Annotated in this window: 14 protein-coding genes and 2 tRNA genes; 13 read left to right on the top strand and 3 right to left on the bottom strand. The window is 74.9% G+C overall.

What is annotated here, in order from left to right; translation table 11 throughout:
* Positions 1-6: 6 nt before the first annotated feature.
* The 13 genes from uvrB to EDC57_RS08745 all read left to right on the top strand — a co-directional run bounded on the left by uvrB (position 7) and on the right by EDC57_RS08745 (position 11,144).
* Positions 7-2,061 carry an excinuclease ABC subunit UvrB gene (uvrB, locus tag EDC57_RS08805; protein ID WP_123401492.1) on the top strand — a complete coding sequence of 685 codons (2,055 nt, stop codon included), beginning with the start codon at positions 7-9 and terminating at the stop codon, positions 2,059-2,061.
* A 57-nt stretch (positions 2,062-2,118) separates the two neighbouring features.
* Complete coding sequence (locus EDC57_RS08800) at positions 2,119-2,502, top strand: hypothetical protein (RefSeq protein WP_123401491.1); 384 nt, start codon at positions 2,119-2,121, stop codon at positions 2,500-2,502.
* Between the two features lie 75 nt (positions 2,503-2,577).
* Complete coding sequence (locus EDC57_RS08795) at positions 2,578-3,153, top strand: c-type cytochrome (protein ID WP_123401490.1); 576 nt, start codon at positions 2,578-2,580, stop codon at positions 3,151-3,153.
* Between the two features lie 119 nt (positions 3,154-3,272).
* A tRNA-Val gene (locus EDC57_RS08790) sits at positions 3,273-3,349 on the top strand.
* Between the two features lie 353 nt (positions 3,350-3,702).
* A complete protein-coding gene (gene thrS / locus EDC57_RS08785) occupies positions 3,703-5,628 on the top strand; it encodes a threonine--tRNA ligase (protein WP_123401489.1) in 1,926 nt (641 codons plus the stop codon).
* A gap of 3 nt (positions 5,629-5,631) precedes the next feature.
* Positions 5,632-6,165, top strand: coding sequence for a translation initiation factor IF-3 (gene infC, locus EDC57_RS08780; RefSeq protein ID WP_211331974.1), 534 nt, complete (start codon positions 5,632-5,634; stop codon positions 6,163-6,165).
* A gap of 76 nt (positions 6,166-6,241) precedes the next feature.
* Positions 6,242-6,439, top strand: a complete 198-nt coding sequence (rpmI, locus tag EDC57_RS08775) for a 50S ribosomal protein L35 (RefSeq protein ID WP_123401487.1) — start codon at positions 6,242-6,244, stop codon at positions 6,437-6,439.
* Positions 6,440-6,452: 13 nt separating this feature from the next.
* Positions 6,453-6,815 (top strand): 50S ribosomal protein L20, encoded by a 363-nt coding sequence (gene rplT, locus EDC57_RS08770; protein WP_123401486.1) that lies wholly within the window; start codon positions 6,453-6,455, stop codon positions 6,813-6,815.
* 100 nt (positions 6,816-6,915) lie between these two features.
* Positions 6,916-7,932, top strand: coding sequence for a phenylalanine--tRNA ligase subunit alpha (pheS, locus tag EDC57_RS08765; RefSeq protein WP_123401485.1), 1,017 nt, complete (start codon positions 6,916-6,918; stop codon positions 7,930-7,932).
* Between the two features lie 22 nt (positions 7,933-7,954).
* Positions 7,955-10,333, top strand: a complete 2,379-nt coding sequence (gene pheT, locus EDC57_RS08760) for a phenylalanine--tRNA ligase subunit beta (RefSeq protein WP_123401484.1) — start codon at positions 7,955-7,957, stop codon at positions 10,331-10,333.
* Between the two features lie 5 nt (positions 10,334-10,338).
* Positions 10,339-10,659: an integration host factor subunit alpha gene (locus EDC57_RS08755; RefSeq protein WP_123401483.1), complete on the top strand. Its 321-nt coding sequence runs from the start codon at positions 10,339-10,341 to the stop codon at positions 10,657-10,659.
* Entirely contained in the window at positions 10,643-10,999 is a 357-nt protein-coding gene (locus tag EDC57_RS08750; protein WP_123401482.1) for a MerR family transcriptional regulator, read from the top strand. Before EDC57_RS08755 ends, EDC57_RS08750 begins: the two co-directional genes overlap by 17 nt.
* A 68-nt stretch (positions 11,000-11,067) precedes the next feature.
* A tRNA-Pro gene (locus EDC57_RS08745) sits at positions 11,068-11,144 on the top strand.
* 58 nt (positions 11,145-11,202) lie between these two features.
* On the opposite strand, the gene recD is transcribed toward EDC57_RS08745, so the two are convergent.
* The 3 genes from recD to recC are packed head-to-tail and all read right to left on the bottom strand — an operon-like array spanning position 11,203 to position 19,741.
* The gene (gene recD / locus EDC57_RS08740; RefSeq protein WP_123401481.1) at positions 11,203-13,029 is read right to left on the bottom strand and encodes an exodeoxyribonuclease V subunit alpha; all 1,827 of its coding nucleotides are present in this window, start codon (positions 13,027-13,029) and stop codon (positions 11,203-11,205) included.
* On the bottom strand, positions 13,026-16,526 hold the full coding sequence (locus EDC57_RS08735) for a UvrD-helicase domain-containing protein (RefSeq protein ID WP_123401480.1): 3,501 nt from the start codon (positions 16,524-16,526) through the stop codon (positions 13,026-13,028). The genes recD and EDC57_RS08735 overlap by 4 nt, the downstream gene beginning before the upstream one ends.
* A complete protein-coding gene (gene recC, locus EDC57_RS08730) occupies positions 16,523-19,741 on the bottom strand; it encodes an exodeoxyribonuclease V subunit gamma (RefSeq protein ID WP_170165087.1) in 3,219 nt (1,072 codons plus the stop codon). The genes EDC57_RS08735 and recC overlap by 4 nt, the downstream gene beginning before the upstream one ends.
* Positions 19,742-19,818 lie beyond the last annotated feature (77 nt).

The following is a 19,818-nucleotide window of genomic DNA, read 5'->3' as shown; positions in this document are numbered from 1 at the left end:
GACGCCATGCAGCACGAAAAGCCCGCCGCCCGCCCCTTCGAGCTGGTGGCCGACTTCGAGCCCGCGGGGGATCAGCCCGCCGCCATCGAGGCCCTCGTGCGGGGGCTCGAGGACGGGCTCGCGCACCAGACCCTGCTCGGTGTGACCGGGTCGGGCAAGACCTTCACCATGGCCAACGTCATCGCCCGCGTGCAGCGGCCGACCCTGATCCTCGCCCCCAACAAGACCCTGGCGGCGCAGCTCTACGGCGAGATGCGCGCCTTCTTCCCCCGCAACGCGGTGGAGTACTTCGTCTCCTATTACGATTACTACCAGCCCGAGGCCTACGTCCCCAGCACCGACACCTACATCGAGAAGGACGCCTCCATCAACGAGCACATCGAGCAGATGCGCCTCTCGGCCACCAAGGCCCTGATGGAGCGGCGCGACGTGGTGATCGTGGCCACGGTCTCGGCCATCTACGGCCTCGGCGACCCCGAGGCCTACCACGGGATGGTGCTGCATCTTCGCCGCGGCGACCTCGTCGACCAGCGCGCGATCCTGCGCCGGCTCGCCGAGCTCCAGTACCGGCGCAACGACGTCGCCCTCGAGCGCGGCACCTACCGCGTGCGCGGCGACGTCATCGACATCCACCCGGCCGAGTCCGAGCGCGAGGCGGTGCGGGTGGAGCTCTTCGACGAGGAGGTGGAGGCGCTGCGCCTGTTCGACCCGCTCACCGGCGAGGTGCTCGCCGACCTGCCCCGCTACACCGTCTACCCCAAGACCCACTACGTCACGCCCCGCGCCACCATCGAGGCCGCCGTGGCCGCCATCGGCGAGGAGCTCGAGGCCCGCCTCGCCGAGCTGCGGGCGGCCGGCCGCGAGCTCGAGGCCCAGCGCCTCGAGAGCCGCACCCGCTACGACATGGAGATGATGCTCGAGCTCGGCTACTGCGCCGGGATCGAGAACTACTCCCGCTATCTCTCCGGGCGCCGGCCGGGCGAGCCGCCGCCGACGCTGCTCGACTACCTGCCGCCGGATGCGCTCCTCATCGTGGACGAGAGCCACGTCACCATCCCGCAGCTCGGCGGCATGTACCGCGGCGACCGCTCGCGCAAGGAGACGCTGGTGGAGTACGGCTTCCGCCTGCCCTCGGCGCTGGACAATCGGCCGCTGCGCTTCGACGAGTTCGAGGCCCGCGCGCCGCAGGCCATCTACGTCTCCGCCACCCCGGGGCCCTACGAGCTCGCCCGCTCGGGCCAGGTGGTGGAGCAGGTGGTGCGGCCCACGGGGCTGGTGGACCCGGAGGTGGAGGTGCGCCCGGCCTCGACCCAGGTGGACGACCTGCTGTCCGAGATCCGCGAGCGCGTCGCCCTGGGCGACCGCGTCCTCGTCACCACGCTAACCAAGCGGATGGCGGAGGACCTCACCGAGTTCCTGCACGAGCACGGCGTGCGCGTGCGCTATCTGCACGCCGACATCGACACCGTGGAGCGGGTGGAGATCGTCCGCGACCTCCGGCTCGGCGCCTTCGACGTCCTCGTCGGCATCAACCTCCTGCGCGAGGGTCTGGACCTGCCCGAGGTGTCGCTGGTGGCCATCCTCGACGCCGACAAGGAGGGCTTCCTGCGCTCGGAGGGGTCGCTGATCCAGACCATCGGCCGGGCCGCCCGCAACGTGCGCGGCAAGGCCATCCTCTACGCCGACACCGTCACCGGCTCCATGCAGCGGGCGATCGCCGAGACCGAGCGGCGCCGGCGGCGGCAGCTCGCCTGGAACGAGGCCCACGGCATCACCCCGCGCAGCATCGAGAAGGCGGTGGCCGACATCATGGAGGCGGCGCGCCCGGGGGCGCCCGGGCCGGCCCGCCGCGCCGACGCGGTGGCCGAGGAGGCGGCGCACTACCGCGAGCCGCCGGAGGTGCTCGCGCGGCGCATCCGCGAGCTCGAGGAGCGCATGTACCGCCACGCCCGCGACCTCGAGTTCGAGGAGGCGGCGCGGCTGCGCGACGAGATCCGCCGCATCCGCCGCTTCGGCCTCGGCCTGCCCGACGAGGACGCGCCGCGCGCGGCGGGGGCGTGAATCCGACCGCGGCGCCGGGTTGACGGACGGGCTGGTCCTGGGTCACCCTCGGGCCTCATGGGGAAGGGGAAGACGCGGCGGCCGCTGCGGTTCTGGCTCGTCCTCCTGGTGGCGGCCTGGGTCCTCGTGGCGGGGCGGCCCTGGTGCGAGGTCGCCCATGCCGCGCTGCCGCACGTCGAGAGCGGTCTCGTCGCCGGCAGCGGTGCGCACTGCGACGTCGGCCTCGACGGCGGCTGGGTGCCGGCCCTCGCCGGCAAGGGCCAGGACGGCGGCGGCGCCTGGGCCCCGGTGCTGCCGCCGGCCGTGTTCCCCCTTGCCCTTGCGGGCGGCGGCGTCGCGCCGCGGCTGCTCAGGCGCCTGGTGCGTCGGCGCCGCCGAAGGCCGCTCTATCTCCTCCTGCGGCGCCTGCGCCTTCCGCCCGCTCCGCTCCTCCACGCCTGATCGAAGCGCATCGGGAATCGTCCTGCGCGGTCCTGCGGGGCCGCGCGAGTGGAGCACATCGTGGAGGATTGCGACATGAAGCGTGGAGCGAACAGGGGCGCCCGGGTGGCGGGCATCGTCTTCGTCGTTGGACTTGCGGCCGGGGCTGCGATGGCCGGGGGCGGCCATGGGGGCGGTCACGGCGGGGCCATGGCGGAGGGGCACGGCGCCATGGGCGGGCATGCCCACGACCGCTGGGTGGATCCGCCGGCGGAGTACGCCGGCCGGCGCTGGGACCGCTGGGACGATGCCGCCCTCGCGGCCCGGGGGCGGGAGATCTTCCAGCGCAACTGCGCCGTCTGCCACGGCAGCGACGGCCGCGGCACCGGGCCGATGGCGGCCAGCCTGCAGCACAAGCCCGCCGACCTCACGCGCCATTTCCACGGGGGCACCGGCACCAAGGGCGATGCCTACCTCTTCTGGCGCGTGAGCGAGGGGGGCACGGTGGAGCCCTTCCGCAGCTCGGGCTCGGCCATGCCCGCCTTCAAGGGCATGCTCAGCGAGGCCGAGCGGTGGGCGGTGCTGACCTACGTCCACCAGGCCTTCCACCGCGGCCGCACCGCCGCGGCGCAGGAAGCGCGCGGCCACGGAGACGGGGACGGCCATTCCTGAGGCGCCGGGGGCGGCCCGCGGGCCGCCCCCGTGCCGGCGGCGGCCCGCGCCGGGGCGCTGCCGGGCCCGGATCCGGCTTGCCATGGATGCCGCCCGCGGGTATCTTTTAGCGCCGCTGCAGGCGCGTAGCTCAGCTGGTTAGAGCACCACCTTGACATGGTGGGGGTCGTTGGTTCGAGTCCAATCGCGCCTACCAACCGCAAAGGGCTGCGCATCGGGCGCAGCCCTTTTTTCGTTGGCGCAAGGCCTGCGCGGGGGCGGCCGGGATCACACCCGGACGTCGGGCGGGGCGATGCCGCGGCGGGATCCCTCGGGGGGCCGCCGGCGGGACGCGGGTCCATCCGGGAAATGCCGCAGGAACAAGCGGTTAGAGACGCGCCTTGGGTCCGCGCGGTTTGACACGGGGGCGGCCCGGTGCTAGCCTGCGCCGCGGCTTGGCGCGCTGGGGGGCGCGATGCAGGGCGCCCTTTCCGGGGCCTGCGGGCACTGCGCGGCAGTGCCCTTTTTCGTCGGGCGCGGGGGGCGCCCGGGGACGAGAGGAGGTGTCGGATGCCGGTGGTGACGTTGCCGGACGGCAAGCGGCTCGGCTTCGATGCGCCGGTGACGGTGCGCGAGGTGGCCGAGGCCATCGGGCCGGGGCTGGCGCGGGCGGCGATCGCGGGGCGCGTCGACGGCCGCCTCGTGGACCTCTCGCACGTCATCGACCGCGATGCCGAGGTGGCCATCGTCACCGAGCGCGACGAGGAGGGGCTGGAGATCATCCGCCACTCCACGGCCCATCTGCTCGCCCAGGCGGTGAAGTCCCTCTATCCGGAGGCGCAGGTCACCATCGGGCCGGTGATCGAGAACGGCTTCTACTACGACTTCGCCTACGCCCGCCCCTTCACGCCCGAGGACCTCGAGGCCATCGAGCGCCGCATGGGCGAGCTCGCCGCGGCGGACATCCCGGTGGAGCGCCAGGTGATGCCGCGCGAGGAGGCGATCCGCTTCTTCGAGGAGATGGGGGAGCGGTACAAGGCCGAGATCATCCGCGACATCCCCGAGGGCGAGGAGATCTCCCTCTACCGGCAGGGGGACTTCGTGGATCTGTGCCGCGGCCCGCACGTGCCGAGCACCGGCCGGCTCAAGGCCTTCAAGCTGATGAACGTGGCCGGCGCCTACTGGCGGGGCGATGCGCGCAACGAGATGCTGCAGCGCATCTACGGCACCGCCTGGCGCGACCGCAAGGAGCTCAAGGCCTACCTGCACCGGCTGGCGGAGGCGGAGAAGCGCGACCACCGCAAGATCGGCCGCAAGCTCGACCTCTTCCATTTCCAGGAGGAGGCGCCGGGGATGGTCTTCTGGCACCCGCGGGGCTGGACCGTCTACCGCATCGTCGAGCAGTACATCCGCGACAAGATCCGCGGGCGCGGCTACCAGGAGGTGCGCACGCCTCAGATCGTGGACCGCTCGCTGTGGGAGCGCTCCGGGCACTGGGCGAAATTCCGCGCGGACATGTTCACCACGCGCTCGGAGGACCGCGAGTACGCCATCAAGCCCATGAACTGCCCCTGCCACATCCAGATCTTCAACCAGGGGCTGAAGAGCTACCGCGACCTGCCGCTGCGCCTCGCCGAGTTCGGCTCCTGCCACCGCAACGAGGCCTCGGGCACGCTGCACGGGCTGATGCGGGTGCGCAACTTCGTGCAGGACGACGCCCACATCTTCTGCACCGAGGACCAGATCCAGGACGAGGTCTCGGCCTTCGTGGACCTGCTCTTCGAGGTCTACCGCGACTTCGGCTTCGACGAGGTGATCGTCAAGCTCTCCACCCGGCCGGAGCAGCGGGTCGGCTCGGACGAGGTCTGGGACAAGGCCGAGAAGGCGCTGGAGGAGGCGCTCGAGGCCAAGGGCCTCGACTGGACGCTGCAGCCGGGCGAGGGCGCCTTCTACGGGCCCAAGATCGACTTCTCGCTGCGCGACTGCCTCGATCGGGTATGGCAGTGCGGCACGATCCAGGTGGACTTCTCCATGCCGGGGCGCCTCGGCGCCGAGTACGTGGCCGAGGACGGCAGCCGCCGCACGCCGGTGATGCTGCACCGGGCCATCCTGGGCTCGCTCGAGCGCTTCATCGGCATCCTCATCGAGCACCACGCGGGCGCCCTGCCGCCCTGGCTCGCCCCGGTCCAGGCGGTGGTGCTCACGATCACCGACCGCCATGCCGCGTGGGCGGCCGAGGTGCGCGAAGCCCTTGAAAAGCGGGGTTTCCGCGTGGAGGCCGACTTGAGGAACGAGAAGATCGGCTATAAAATCCGCGAGCACTCGATTCAGCGCATCCCCTATCTCCTCGTGGTGGGGGACCGCGAGGTCGAACAGGCGGCCGTGGCCGTGCGCACGCGCGACGGCGAGGACCTGGGGACGATGTCCCCGGATGCGTTCTCCGCCCGTCTCGCCGAGGACGTTGCGCGGCTCGGCCGCGTTGCTTTGGAGGGCTGAGATATCGCTGCCGACGACAAGCCGCTGCGCCTGAACGACGACATCAACGTCCGTGAGGTGCGGCTGATCGATCCCGACGGAAAGCAGGTCGGCATCGTGCCGACCGACGAGGCACGCCGCATCGCCGAGGAGGCGGGGCTGGACCTGGTGGAGATCGTCCCGGATGCGCGGCCGCCGGTCTGCCGCATCATGGACTACGGCAAGTGGCGCTTCGAGCAGAGCAAGAAGCGCGCCGCCGCCCGCAAGAAGCAGCGGCAGATCCAGATCAAGGAGATCAAGTTCCGGCCGGGGACGGACGAGGGCGACTACCAGGTCAAGCTGCGCAACCTCATCCGCTTCCTCGGCGACGGCGACAAGGCGAAGGTGACGCTGCGCTTCCGCGGCCGCGAGATGGCCCATCAGGAGATCGGGCTGCGGCTGCTGGAGCGGGTGGAGCGGGACCTCGCCGAGTACGGCACCGTCGAGCAGTATCCCAAGCTCGAGGGGCGTCAGATGGTGATGGTGATCGCCCCCAAGAAGCGCCCCCAGCAGGGCTGAGGGGCGCCGGGGCGGCCGGGCCGGTGGCATTTGCCTGGGCCGCCCGCAACAGAAACCTGCGTCGAGAGGTGAAAAAATGCCGAAGCTGAAGACCAACCGCGGGGCGGCGAAGCGCTTCAAGCGCACCGCCACGGGCCGCTTCAAGCGCGCCCAGTCGCACCACAACCACATCCTCACGAAGAAGAGCCCCAAGCGCAAGCGCCAGCTGCGCAAGACGGCGCTCATCGCCGACGCCGACGTGCGCGCCGTGCGCCGTCTGCTGCCATACGCCTGAGGGAGGGGGGACGATGCCTCGAGTCAAGCGTGGCGTGACGGCGCGGGCCCGTCACAAGAAGGTCCTCAAGCAGGCCAAGGGTTACTACGGCGCCCGGCGGAAGGTGTTCCGGGTCGCCAAGCAGGCGGTGATCAAGGCGAGCCAGTACGCCTACCGCGACCGCAAGCAGCGCAAGCGGCAGTTCCGCGCCCTCTGGATCGTGCGCATCAACGCCGCGGCGCGCGAGTGCGGGCTGTCCTACAGCCGCTTCATGGACGGGCTGCGCAAGGCCTCCGTGGCGCTCGACCGCAAGGTCCTGGCGGATCTCGCCGTGCACGACCGCGAGGCCTTTGCGGCCCTGGCGGAGAAGGCCAAGGCCGCCCTGGCGAACGGCTGAGCCGGCGGCCCCCGCGGGGGGCATGGCAGGCACGGCGCGGGGGAAGGGCCTTGGGCCTTTCCCCCGCGTCGCGTTTCCGGGCACTGCAACGGGGGAGACCGTGGAAGAGCTGGAGCGCATCGTTGCCGAGGCCCTGGGGCGGATCGGGCAGGCGCAGGACCTGGCCGCCCTCGACGCCGTCCGCGTCGCCTATCTCGGCAGGAAGGGGCGGCTGACCGAGTACCTCAAGGGCCTCGGGCGGCTCGGCCCCGAGGAGCGCCCGCGCGCGGGGCGGGCGGTGAACGAGGCCAAGGCGAGGCTGCAGGAGGCGGTCGAGGCGCGGCGCGGCGCGCTGGAGGAGGCGGCGCTGCAGGCGCGCCTGGCGGCCGAGCGGATCGACGTCACCCTGCCGGGGCGGGGGCAGTCGCCGGGGGGGCTGCACCCGGTGACGCGCACCCTGGAGCGCATCGAGGCCCTCTTCCGCAGCATGGGCTTCGAGGTCGCCGAGGGTCCCGAGGTGGAGGACGACTACCACAACTTCGAGGCCCTCAACATCCCGCCCGAGCATCCGGCGCGGGCCATGCACGACACCTTCTACTTCGACGCCCGCACCCTGCTGCGCACCCACACCTCGCCGGTGCAGATCCGGGTCATGGAGCGGCAGCCGCCGCCGGTGCGCATCATCGCCCCGGGGCGGGTCTACCGCTGCGACTCCGACGTCACCCACAGCCCCATGTTCCACCAGGTGGAGGGGCTGCTGGTGGACGAGGGGGTGAGCTTCGCCCACCTCAAGGGCGTGCTGCACGAGTTCGTGCGCCACTTCTTCGAGCGCGAGCTGGCGCTGCGCTTCCGCCCCTCCTACTTCCCCTTCACCGAGCCCTCGGCGGAGGTGGACATCCAGTGCGTGATCTGCGGCGGCGGCGGCTGCCGCGTCTGCGGCGGAAGCGGCTGGCTGGAGGTGCTCGGCTGCGGGATGGTGCACCCGGCGGTGTTCCGCCACGTGGGGATCGACAGCGAGCGCTACACCGGCTTCGCCTTCGGTCTCGGGGTGGAGCGCTTCGCCATGCTGCGCTACGGGGTGGACGACCTGCGGCTCTTCTTCGAGAACGACCTGCGCTTCCTGGAGCAGTTCCGGTAGACGGCGCCACGGGTGGGAAGGCATGCGATTCAGCGAACGTTGGCTGCGTGAGTGGGTGGACCCCGACCTCGACACGGCGGCCCTGGCCGAGCGGCTGACCATGGCCGGGCTCGAGGTGGGGGCGGTGGAGCCGGCGGCCCCGCCCTTCGAGGGGGTGGTGGTGGGGCGCGTGCGGCGGGTGGCGCCGCATCCGGACGCCGAGCGGCTGCGCGTGTGCGAGGTGGACGACGGCGGCCCGGAGCCCCGGCAGGTGGTGTGCGGCGCCCCCAACGTGCGCGAGGGCCTGCACGCGCCCTTCGCCCGCGTCGGCGCGCGCCTCCCGGAGGGGGTCCGGATCCGCCGGGCGAAGCTGCGCGGCGTCGCCTCCGAGGGCATGCTGTGCTCGGCGCGGGAGCTGGGGCTTGCCGAGCAGTCGGACGGCCTCATGGAGCTGCCGGCGGATCTCGCCCCGGGCACCGACCTGCGCGAGGCGCTGGCCCTGGACGACCGCTGCCTCGAGATCGAGCTGACCCCCAACCGCGGCGACTGCCTCGGCATCGCCGGGATCGCGCAGGAGGTGGCGGCGCTCACCGGGGCGCCGCTGCGCGCGCCCGCCATCGAGCCGGTCCCGGCGGCCATCGAGGATGCGCTGCCGGTGGAGCTGCTCGACGCCGAGGGCTGCCCTCGCTACGTGGGGCGCATCGTCCGCGGCGTCGATCCCGCCGCCGAGACGCCGCTGTGGATGCGCGAGCGGCTGCGTCGCAGCGGCATCCGCAGCCTCGGGCCGCTGGTGGACGTGACCAACTACGTCCTGCTCGAGCTCGGCCAGCCCATGCACGCCTTCGATCTTGCGCGGCTGCGCGGCGGCATCCGCGTGCGCCGCGCCGAGGCGGGCGAGCGGCTGCGGCTGCTGGACGGGCGCGAGGTCGCCCTCGACCCGGAGGTGCTGGTGATCGCCGACCACACGGGGCCGGTGGCGCTCGCCGGGATCATGGGCGGGGAGGCGAGCGGCGTCGGGCCCGAGACCCGCGACGTCCTCCTCGAGAGCGCCTTCTTCGCGCCGCGGGCGATCCTCGGGCGCGCGCGCCGCTACGGGCTGCAGACCGACGCCGGCTACCGCTTCGAGCGCGGCGTCGATCCCGAGCTTCAGCGCACGGCCATGGAGCGGGCGACGGCGCTGCTGCTGGAGATCTGCGGCGGGCGCGCCGGGCCGGTGATCGAGGCCGTCGCGCCCGAGCACCTGCCGGCCCGCCCGCGCGTGCGCCTGCGCCACCGCCGTCTCGAGCGGGTGCTGGGCGCTGCGGTCCCGGCGGGCGAGGTGGAGGCGATCCTCGAGCGCCTCGGCATGGAGGTCACGCCCACCGGCGAGGGCTGGGAGGTGGTGCCGCCGAGCCGCCGCTTCGACATCGCCATCGAGGAGGACCTGGTCGAGGAGGTGGCGCGGGTGCGCGGCTACGACCGCGTGCCGGAGGCGCTGCCGGCGATGCCGGCGGCGATGCTGCCCTGCCCCGAGGGGCGGGTGGCGCTTGCGCGCGTGCGCGCGGCGCTGGTGGATCGCGGCTACCAGGAGGCGATCACCTTCAGCTTCGTGGACCCCGCGGTGCAGGCGGTGCTCGACCCGGGGCGCGCGCCGCTGCGGCTCGCCAACCCCATCTCCTCGGAGATGGCGGTGATGCGGACGACGCTGTGGGCGGGGCTGCTGGGGGCCCTGCGGCACAACCGCAACCGCCAGCGCGAGCGGGTGCGCCTGTTCGAGGTGGGCCTGCGCTTCCTCCCCGGCGAGGAGGGGCTGGTGCAGGAGCCGATGGTGGCCGGGGTGGCGGCGGGGGACGCCCTGCCGGAGCAGTGGGGCGAGCCGAGGCGGCCGGTGGACTTCTACGACGTCAAGGCGGACGTGGAGGCGCTGCTTTCGTTGACCGGCTGGAATCAGGAAGTTATGTTTGTCCCCGAGCATCACCCGGCGCTCCACCCCGGCCAGTCGGCGCGCATCGAGCGGGCGGGGCGCACGGTGGGATGGATGGGGGCCCTGCATCCCGCGGCAGAACGGGAACTCGACCTCAAGGGGGGGGCGATCCTCTTCGAGCTTTCGCTGGCGACGCTGGAAGAGACGGGGATTCCGCGGTTCCGCCCCATCTCGCGCCATCCGGCCATCCGGCGCGACCTGGCCGTGGTGGTGGACGAGGCGACCCCGGCGGCGGCGGTGGCGGGGGTGGTGCGCGAGGCCGCCGGCGAGCTCCTGGTGGGGCTCACCGTGTTCGACGTCTACCGCGGCAAGGGCATTGAACCGACGAAGAAAAGTCTGGCCCTGGGCTTGACCCTGCAGGCGCAGGCGCGCACGCTCAAGGACGAGGAGGTGGATGCCGTCATGGAGAGGGTGACGCGGCTGCTGGGGGAGCGGCTCGGGGCGGCGCTGAGGGACTGAGGTCGATGGCACTGACGAAGGCGGACATGGTGGAGCGGCTCTTCGAGGAGGTCGGGCTCAACAAGCGCGAGGCCAAGGACTTCGTGGAGGCCTTCTTCGAGGAGATCCGCTCGGCGCTGGAGGCGGGGCGGTCGGTCAAGCTCTCGGGCTTCGGCAACTTCGACCTCCGGGACAAGAACGAGCGCCCCGGCCGCAACCCCAAGACCGGGGAGGAGATCCCCATCAGCGCCCGTCGCGTGGTGACCTTCCGCGCGGGGCAGAAGCTCAAGCAGCGCGTCGAGGCCTACACCGGCGGCGAGGACGAGCGCGATGCTGGAAGCCGGTAGCGACGACGACCTTCCGCCGATCCCGGCGAAGCGCTACTTCACCATCGGCGAGGTGGCCGAGCTCTGCCGCGTCAAGCCGCATGTGCTGCGCTACTGGGAGCAGGAGTTCGAGCAGCTCAAGCCGGTCAAGCGCCGCGGCAACCGCCGCTACTACCAGCGCCAGGACGTCATCGTCATCCGCCAGATCCGCAGCCTCCTCTACGACCAGGGCTTCACCATCGGCGGCGCCCGCCAGTGGCTCGCGGGCGAGGCCGGGCGGCGCGATCTCGAGCAGAGTCGGCAGATCGTGCGCCAGCTCCGCCAGGACCTCGAGGAGGTCCTGCGCATCCTCAAGGGCTGAGGCGGTTTCACAACCGCGGGGCGGATCAGTTATCATGGCCGCGCCCGCTCGCCGGGCCCTTTCCCACACGGGGCGTAGCGCAGCCTGGTAGCGCACCTGAATGGGGTTCAGGTGGTCGGAGGTTCAAATCCTCTCGCCCCGACCAACGAAATCGGAGGATTACGCGGCCGCCCCGGGGGCGGCCGTTTCCGTCGGCGCGGATGTCACTGCGCCGCCGCCTGCGGCCAGAGCGCGTCGCGCAGCCCGGAGCTGCGCCGGGTCGGGGTCGCCGCCGCGGCCGCGACCACCTCGGCCGGACCCCAGACCTCGACCGCCTCCCGCGCGCGGGTGATGCCGGTGTAGAGGAGCTCGCGGGTCAGGACGCGCGTGGGCCGCTCCGGCAGGATCAGCAGCACCCGCGCGAACTCCGAGCCCTGGCTCTTGTGCACGGTCATGGCGTAGACGGTCTCGTGGGCGGGCAGCCGTGCCGGGGCGAAGGCCCGTGGCGGGCCGCCGTCGGGGGCCGGGAACCAGACCCGCAGGGTGCCGTCGTCATCGGGCAGGACGACGCCGATGTCGCCGTTGAACAGCCGCAGGGTGTAGTCGTTGCCGAGGACCATGACGGGGCGGCCCGGGTACCAGGCCCGGTCGGGGGGGACGAGGCCGGCACCCGCGAGGGCGGCCTCCACCACGCGGTTGATTCGGCGGGCCCCGGCGGGCCCCTCGCGGTGGGCGCAGAGCACGCCCCAGGCGGTGTAGGCCCGCAGGACGTCGAGGGGATCGGCACCCGGGCGCGCCCGCGCGAGGGCGGGTTCGAACAGCGCCGGGGCGCGGCGGGCGAGGGCCTCGTCGCGGGCGCGCAGGTCGGGCGTGTCCCGCCAGCGGACGGCGGGGTCCCGGGCGCGCAGGGCGGCCGTCACCGCCGCCGTGTCGCCGGACTGCACCGCGCGGGCGAGGGCGCCGATGCCGCCGTCGTCGCGGAAGCGGTGGCTGTGCCGCAGGAGCACGATGCTGTCCTGCAGCGGCCCCGGCGCCGGGGATGGGCCGGCGGGCACGGGCTGCCCCGTGGCCTCGCGGAGGGTGTCGGCGAACCCCGGCGTGAAGCCCGGCGCCGGCCCGCAGAGGTCCGCGAGCACGCTGCCCGCCTCCACCGAGGCGAGCTGGTCCTTGTCGCCCAGGAGGAGCAGGCGCGCATGGGGCGGCAAGGCGTCGAGGAGCCGGGCCATGAGGGCGACGTCCACCATCGAGCTCTCGTCCACCACCACCACGTCGTGGGGCAGCGGGTGATCGGGGCCGTGGCGCGGGCGGCGCGTCAGCGGGTGCAGGCCCAGCAGCCGGTGCAGCGTGTGGGCCTCCTCGGGCAGGACCGCGGCCACCTCCGCCGGGAGCGCGCCCGCGGCGCGCAGGGCGCGCACCGAGTCCTGCATGCGCGCCGCGGCCTTCCCGGTGGGGGCGGCGAGGGCGACGCGGAGGCGCGGGCCGCGGTGCTCGGCGAGCAGCGCCAGGACGCGCGCCATGGTGGTGGTCTTGCCGGTGCCGGGGCCGCCGGAGAGCACGCACAGGCCGCGCAGGAGGGCGACGGCGGCGCCGACCCGCTGCCAGTCCACGGTCGCCCCGGGGGGCGGGTCCGGGAAGCGCTCCTCGAGGCGCCGGCGCAGCCAGGCCGCCTCGGGGGCGTCGGTGCGCGGCGCGGCGAGGGCGGCGAGGCGCTCGGCGATGCGGCGCTCGTAGGCCCAGTAGCGGTAGAGGTAGAGGCGGCCTGCGTGGTCGAGGATCAGGGGGCGGGCCTCGCCGGGGGCGCCGACGTGGGGGTGGGCGCGCAGCCGTGCCGTCCACTCCGCCAGCGGCGGCGGACGCCAGTCTCCGGCATCGCCGCCCCGGGCGGCGAGGGCGGTGAGGTCGAGGCAGACGTGGCCGAGGCCGGTGGCCTGGCTGGCGAGGGCGAAGGCGGCGGCGACGGCGTCGTCGTCGGCGCCCAGCGTGCGGGCGAAGTGGACGTCGAGGTCGCGCACCCGCCCCGCGTCCAGCCAGCGCTGCAGCAGCCGGCTCATGCCGCACCGTCCCCGCGGAAGCAGGCGTCGAGGGCCTCCACCAGCGGCCGCGGCGGGCGGTCGGCGAAGACCCCGCGGCGTGGTCCCGTGGCGGGGTCCATGCCCCGCACGAAGAGGTAGAAGACGCCGCCGAAGTGGCGCGCATAGTCGTAGCCGCGCAGCCGCCGCGCGAGGTGGCGGTGCAGGGCCACGGTGTAGAGTAGGTACTGCAGGGTGTAGAGGCGCTCGTCCATGGCGCGCGCGATGCGCTCGGGGGTGTAGTCCTCGGCGGTGGGGCCGAGGCGGTTGGACTTGTAGTCGACGATCCAGTAGCGGCCGTCGGCCTCGAAGACGAGGTCGATGGCGCCGGTGAGGTAGCCCTGCAGCGGCGCCCATGGCAGCCCGGCGAGGCGCTCGGCGAGGCGGCGGTGGGGCGCGGCGCCGTGCGCCCGCAGGACCGCGGCGAGGCGGGCGGGCTCCACCCGCGCCGGGAGGTGGAAGACCATCTCGTCGCTCCGCCGCGCGCGCGGCAGGCCGGCGAGGCGCAGGCCGGCGTCGTCGAGGGCGGTGGCGAGGGTGCGCTCCACCGCGTCGGCGAGCACCGGGGTCCAGGAGGTCTCGAGGCCGAAGGCCCGCAGCCGCTCGGTGCACAGCCGCTCCAGTGCGGCGCGGTCCGCGGCGGCGAAGTCGTGGGCCTCGAACACGGCGTGGAGGCAGCTCCCGGGCACGGCGCCGCGGGGGAAGGCGTGGATGCCCTCGCCGCCGTCCTCGGCCGCGGGGGCGGCGGGTTCGGGGTCGTGGTCGGCCACCGCCTCGACCCCGGCGGCGATGGCGGTGAAGCTGGTCAGGCGCGGTCCCGGATCCACCGCCGGCGGGGTGCGCGCGGCGAGGGGCTCGGCGGCGGTCTCCGCCGGGGGCGCGGGCGGCGCCTCGGGCGGCGGGCCGCGCAGGACGACGATGTCGGGGCCGGCGAGATCGGCGGGGCCGGCTGCGCCCTCGGCGATGTGGCGGAGCGGGCTCCAGCGCTGTTGCGACCGCGGCGGCGGCACCCACCAGGCGATCTCGCACAGGCAGGCGGCGCGGGTCAGGGCCACGTACTGCAGCCGCAGCAGCTCGGCGCAGCGCTCGTCACGGATCCGTTCCTCCCACGCACCGTCCGGGTCGGGGACGAGGACCGCCCGCCCGTCCTCGTCGTGGGCCGCGGCGAGCGGCTCCCGCACCGGCCCCAGACCGCCGTTCAGGAAGGGGCAGAAGACCACCGGGAATTCCAGGCCCTTGCTGCGGTGGATAGTGAGGATCTGCACCAGCTCGCCCTCGCTCTCCAGGCGCAGCTGGTGCACCGGGCTTGCCGGGACGAGGCCGTGGACGCGCTCGGCGAGCCAGTCGAGGAGCCGTTCGGGGCGGGCCCCGCGGGCGTCGGCCTCGGCCTCCAGGAGCTCGGCGAGGTGGCGCAGGTTGGTCATGGCGCGCTCCCCGTCGGGTCCGGCGAGGAGGCGGGCGGCCCCGCCGCGGCGGGCGAGGAGGGCGCGGAACATGGGCATGAACCCGCGTTCGCGCCAGAGCCGCCCGAGCTCCGCCGCCTCCTGCACCAGGTCGTCGTATTCCCGCGCCGGGAGCGCGTCGAGCTGGCAGGCGTCGAGGCCGAAGAGCGGCGTGAGCAGGGCCGCGCGCAGGGCGCCGTCGTCGGCGGGGGCGAGGACCGCGGCGAGGACGCGCAGCAGCATGCGCGCCTCGGCACTCTCGAACACCGAGGCCTGGGTGGCGCAGGCGGCGGCGATGCCGGCGCGCGCGAGCGCCCGGCGCATGGTCTCGGCCTGGGCGTTGGAGCGGGTGAGCACGGCGATGTCCCGGGCCGCGAGGGGGCGGCGCGCGCCGTCGCGGCCGACGAGGACGGCGCGCCCGGCCGCGCCGAGGGCGAGGAGCTCGCGGATGGCGGCCACGGTGACGGCGGTGGCGGCGCGGTCGCGAGGCGCGCCCTCCACGACCCGCAGGCGCAGCGGCGCCGGCTCCTCGCCGTCCACGAGCAGGCGCAGGGGGGGATCGGCGGTGGCCTCCGCCGGGGGATAGGCGATGGGGACGGCGCCGAAGGGATCGGTGATGCGGCCGAAGAAGGCGTTGAAGGCGGCCACCAGGCGCGGGGTCGCGCGCCGGTTCACGGTGAGCGCGTAGCGGCGGTCCACCGCGCCGGCGGCGGCGAGGTAGGTGTGGACGTCGGCGCCGCGGAAGGCGTAGATGGCCTGCTTGGGGTCGCCCACGAGGAAGACCGCGCGGCCCCGCCCCCCGCCGTAGATGCGGCGGAGGATGGCGTACTGGATGGGGTCGGTGTCCTGGAACTCGTCCACCAGGGCGACGGGAAAGCGCTCGGCGACGGCGCGGGCCAGGGCCTCGCCCCGGGTGCGGTCCTCGAGGGCGCGCTGGAGGCCGCGCAGCAGGTCGTCGAAGGCGCGCCGGCCGTCGGCCTCGAGTCTTGCCGGGAGCTCGCGCCAGACCGTCCTCAGGGCCTCGACGAGGAGGCCGGGGACGCGCCGCGCAAGCGCCTGCCGGAGCTCCTCGGCGGCCTCGGCGTAGGCCTCCATGCGCCGGAAGAGGGGGTGGTCCGGGGGCGTGCCCCCCTTGCGCGTGCAGCGCGCCAGGTGGGCGGCGCGGATCGCGGCGAGGTCGTCGTCGAGGGGCGGGGGCCGGTCGCCGCCGAGCGCCGCGCGCAGGGCCTCGAACCCGCGGCGGATCCGGTCGCGGCTGTTGAGCCGGCAGTCGCCCGCGAGGAAGGCCTCCAGCACGGCGCCGGCGGAGTCGAGATCGGCCGCGGCCTCACGCACCGCCGCCCAGGCCTCGTCCCGGTGCGCGAGGAGGGGGCCGAGATCGGGCCCGTCGCCGCCGTGCCACCCCTCGGGGACGCGGAGGTAGGGCTTGGGCAGCAGGTCCCGCAGCGTCCGCTGCAGCGCGGCGGGGTCCGGGCAGACCTCGGCGAAGGCCTCCAGGAGATCGGGGGGCAGGGGGGCGATACGTCGGCGCCAGAAGTCCTCCAGCACCGCCCGCACGTCCTCGGCGGTGTCCTCGTCCAGCTCGGCATCCAGCGCGGCGCCGCCGGTGAAGGCGTGCTCCGCCAGCACCTGCTGGCAGAAGGCGTGGATGGTGTGCACGGCGGCGAGGTCGAAGTCGCGCACCGCCCGCTCCAGGCGCCCGGCCGCGGCCTCGAGACCGGGGTCGCGGCGCAGGCGGGCGAGCAGGCGCGCCATGGCCTCGTCCTCCGGCGCACCGCCGCGGCAGGCCTGCCAGAGCCCCACGAGGCGGGCGCGGATGCGCTCGCGCATCTCGGCGGTGGCGGCGCGCGTGAAGGTGATGGCGAGGATCTGCTCCGGGCGCAGGCCGCACTCGGCGACGAGCCGGACGTAGAGGGTGACGAGGCTCCAGGTCTTGCCCGTGCCGGCGCTCGCCTCCACCAGGTTCCACCCGGCGACGGGCACCTCGAGGGGGTCGAAGGGAGCGGGGCGCTGCGTCGGCTGCGCGGACCGGCTCATCGCACCCCCTCCAGGCCGGCGAGCAGGATCCCGAGCAGGCCGGGGGGATGCGCGAAATCCAGCTCGTCGGCCTCGCGCCCCTCGCCGAAGACGAGGCGCAGGGCCGGATCGTCGCGGGCCGCGGTGACGTAGTCGCTGCCCTCCCAGGCCGTGGCCGGATCCCGCGCCGTGACGTGGGGCAGGCCCGCCTCGCGCAGCGCATCGGCGACCTCCGCGAGCCACACCACGGGCACGAAGGGCACGGGCTTGCGCAGGGCCTGGGCGGCGAGCGCCCCCAGGGCCTGCAGCGCCGCCGCCGCGGTCCCGGCATCCGTGGGCGCGAGCCGGGCGAGGCTACCGTGGGCGACGAGGTGCGTGGGCGGGGCCGGCTCCCCCTGCGTCGCGAGGACGGCGCCGGCGAGCAGGTGCAGCACCCAGTGCTCCACGAGGTGGTGGGCGCGCAGCCGCCCGGCGAGGAGCACCAGCCGCCCGTGCTCGCGCAGGTCGTCGAGGACGCCGCGCACGCGCAGGGGCCCCGCTTCCAGGTCCACCGGCAGCGGCGGACGCGGCGGACGCGCGAGATGGGGCGCGGCCTGGGCCCAGAGCGCGGCCAGCTCGCCATGGGCACGCCCGGCCGCGAGCGCGGCGGCCGCCTCGCCGTGGGGGAGGAGGCCGAGGCCGGAGAGCAGGGCGCGTGCCTCCCCGGGGTCGGGCGGGGCGCCCTGGCGCAGGGCCCGCCGCAGCAGGACCGCGCGCAGGCGCTGGCGTTGCCGCGGGTCGGGAAGGAAGGGCTCGCGGGCCTCGAGCACCTCCGGCGCGGTCTCGAGGCGCACCCCGAGGCGCTCGCGCAGGAGGAAGTCCACCGGGTGGCGGAGCAGCCGGGCGAAGGCCTGCGGGGTCAGTTCCGGCTCCTCCGGCGCCGGCAGGGGCGCCGGGAACAGCCGCCGCTCGGGGGGCGTGGGGTCCGGCTCCCGGGCGACGAGGCGGCGGGCGCCCTCGCACAGCGTCGCGTCGTGGCTGTAGAGGGGGCCGTCCGGGCGGAAGTAGTCCGGATGGAAGGGCTGGAGGCGGTGGACGACGGTGATCCGCCGCAGGCCCTCCTCGCCGTGGAGGCTCCGCACCAGGTCCATGAGCTCGGCGAGGACCACGGAGGGCGGGCGGGGGCTGTCGTCGCGCTCGTCGCGGCCCACGTAGCTGAGATGGAGGGCGTCGCGGGCGCTGAGGAGGGCGTCGAGGAACAGCCCGCGATCCTCGGCCCGGGGGTCGGGGTCGCCGCGGCGGGGGTGCGCCCGCGTGCGGTCGAGGCCGTCGTCGGCGCGCACGCGGGGGAAGTCGCCGTCGTTGAGGCCGAGCAGGCAGACGACGCGGAAGGGCAGCCCGCGCAGCGCGCGCATGGGGCCGACCACGACGCCGCGGGCGAGGCGCGGGCTGCCGCCGCGGGGGCGGGCGAGGCGCCGGCGCAGCTCGCTCTCCACGACGGCGAAGGGGACGGGGCGGTCGAAGCCGGCGGCCTCGGCGTCGGCGGCGAGCGCCTCCACCGCCTCGCAGAGGCTGCGGTGCTCGCTCTCGTCCGCCTCGCCCGGGGCGAGGAAGCGCGCCACGACGTCGAGCAGGAAGCCGCGCCACGCCGCCGGCGGCCTCGGCTCGGCGAGCGCCGCGCCGAGTGCGCCGAGCGCCTCCACGAACCGGCACAGCAGGCCCAGCGCCTCGGCGTCCTGGCCCTCCACGTCGTCGCAGGGGACGAGTCCGTCGTAGAGGCGCTCGCCCTCGCCCGGCAGGGCGTAGCCGAGGAGGAGGCGGCGCAGGCCCTCGGCCCAGGTATGGGTCTCCACCGCGGGCAGGCCCTCGGCGGCGCGGTGGGCGCCGTCGCGCCCCCAGCGCACCCCGGCGCTGCGCAGCCAGTGCCGCAGCAGCGGCAGCTGGCCCTCCCCGAGCCCGAGGCGCCGGCGCACGGGGGCGATCTCGAGGAGGTCGGCGATGCGATCCACCTCGAAGCGGCTGCGGGCCGCCTCCAGCAGCCCCAGGAAGCCGGTCACCAGGGGCGCGCCGTCGGCGGCGGCGCGCTCGGCGACGGTGTAGGGGATGCGCCCGGCGGCGCCGAAGACCGCCTCCACCAGCGGGGCGTAGGTGGCGAGATCCGGCACCAGCACCGCGACGTCGGTGGCGGCGAGGTCGGTCTGGCGCGCGAAGAGGTCGAGAAGGCGGTCGTGGAGGGCCTCCACCTCGCGCAGGGGGCCGTGGCAGACGTGGATCTGCAGCGACTGCGTCTCCGCGAGCCGCTGGGGCTCGCCGGCGGGGGGGCGCAGGTCCAGGATGTCTCGCTGGATGCGTCCGAGCAGGGTCGCCTCCGACGGGGCCTCGAAGTGGTCCTCGTCGTGCACGTCCCTCGCCCAGAGGGCGTCGAGGAAGGCCTGGACCTGCTGCCCGAGGGAGGCCAGCAGCGGGTGGCCGCTCTCGGCGTGGGGCAGGGGGCGGCCCTCGGCGGCGCGGCGGGCGAGCAGCCGCTCGGGCACCACGTCGCCCCAGTAGGCGCGGCAGGGGTCGAGGACGTAGAGGGCGACGGGGATGTGGCGGGCGAGGCCCTCGAGGAGGTCGAGGTAGCCCGGCGAGAGCGCCGGGAGGGCGAAGAGGTCGAGCCGCGGCGGCAGCCCGGGCGGCGGCGCGTCGGCCGCGAGCCGCTCGAGGCAGCGGCGGAGCAGGCACGGCCAGTGGGGCGCGCCGCGGGGGGCGATGCGGCGCCAGAGGCGGGCCTGCCAGCGCAGCACCGGGTCGTCGGGCGCCTCCGCGGCGCTGTCCCAGCGCAGGATCCAGTCCGGCCGGTGGGTCTGGTAGACGTCGAGGACGGCGGCGAGGCGGCGCGCCAGCGCCAGCCGCTGGCGCGGGTCCCGTCCGGCGCGCGCGAGGTAGCCGGCGAGCGGCTCGAGCCCCGCGAGGTCGCCCTCGAGGGCGGCGAGCACACGCCAGGTGAGGGCCTCGGTGTCGTAGCCGGTGCGCGCGGGGACGTCGCCGAGGAGGCGGGCGAAGAGGGTCCATGCGAACTCCGCCGGGAGCAGGAGCCGGAGGTTGGCGGCGATGCCCAGGTGGTCGGCAAGGCGCAGGGCGAGCCAGCGCCCCACCGCGGCGTTGGGCACCACCACGGTGTCGGGGGTGAGGGCATCGCCGCGGGGTAAGGCGAGCTCCGTCGCGAGCCGCGCCGCGAGCCGCTCCAGGCGGTTGCCGTGATGGACCGTGAGCAAGGGGCGCCTCCGTGGCCCGGGTGTGGCGCACATGATGCCCGCTCACGGGCTCACCAGACGAGCCCCGGCCGCGCGGC

Origin of the sequence: Inmirania thermothiophila, from assembly GCF_003751635.1 — a bacterium.
Classification (GTDB): domain Bacteria; phylum Pseudomonadota; class Gammaproteobacteria; order DSM-100275; family DSM-100275; genus Inmirania; species Inmirania thermothiophila.
This window is presented reverse-complemented; position numbering and strand designations above follow the sequence as displayed.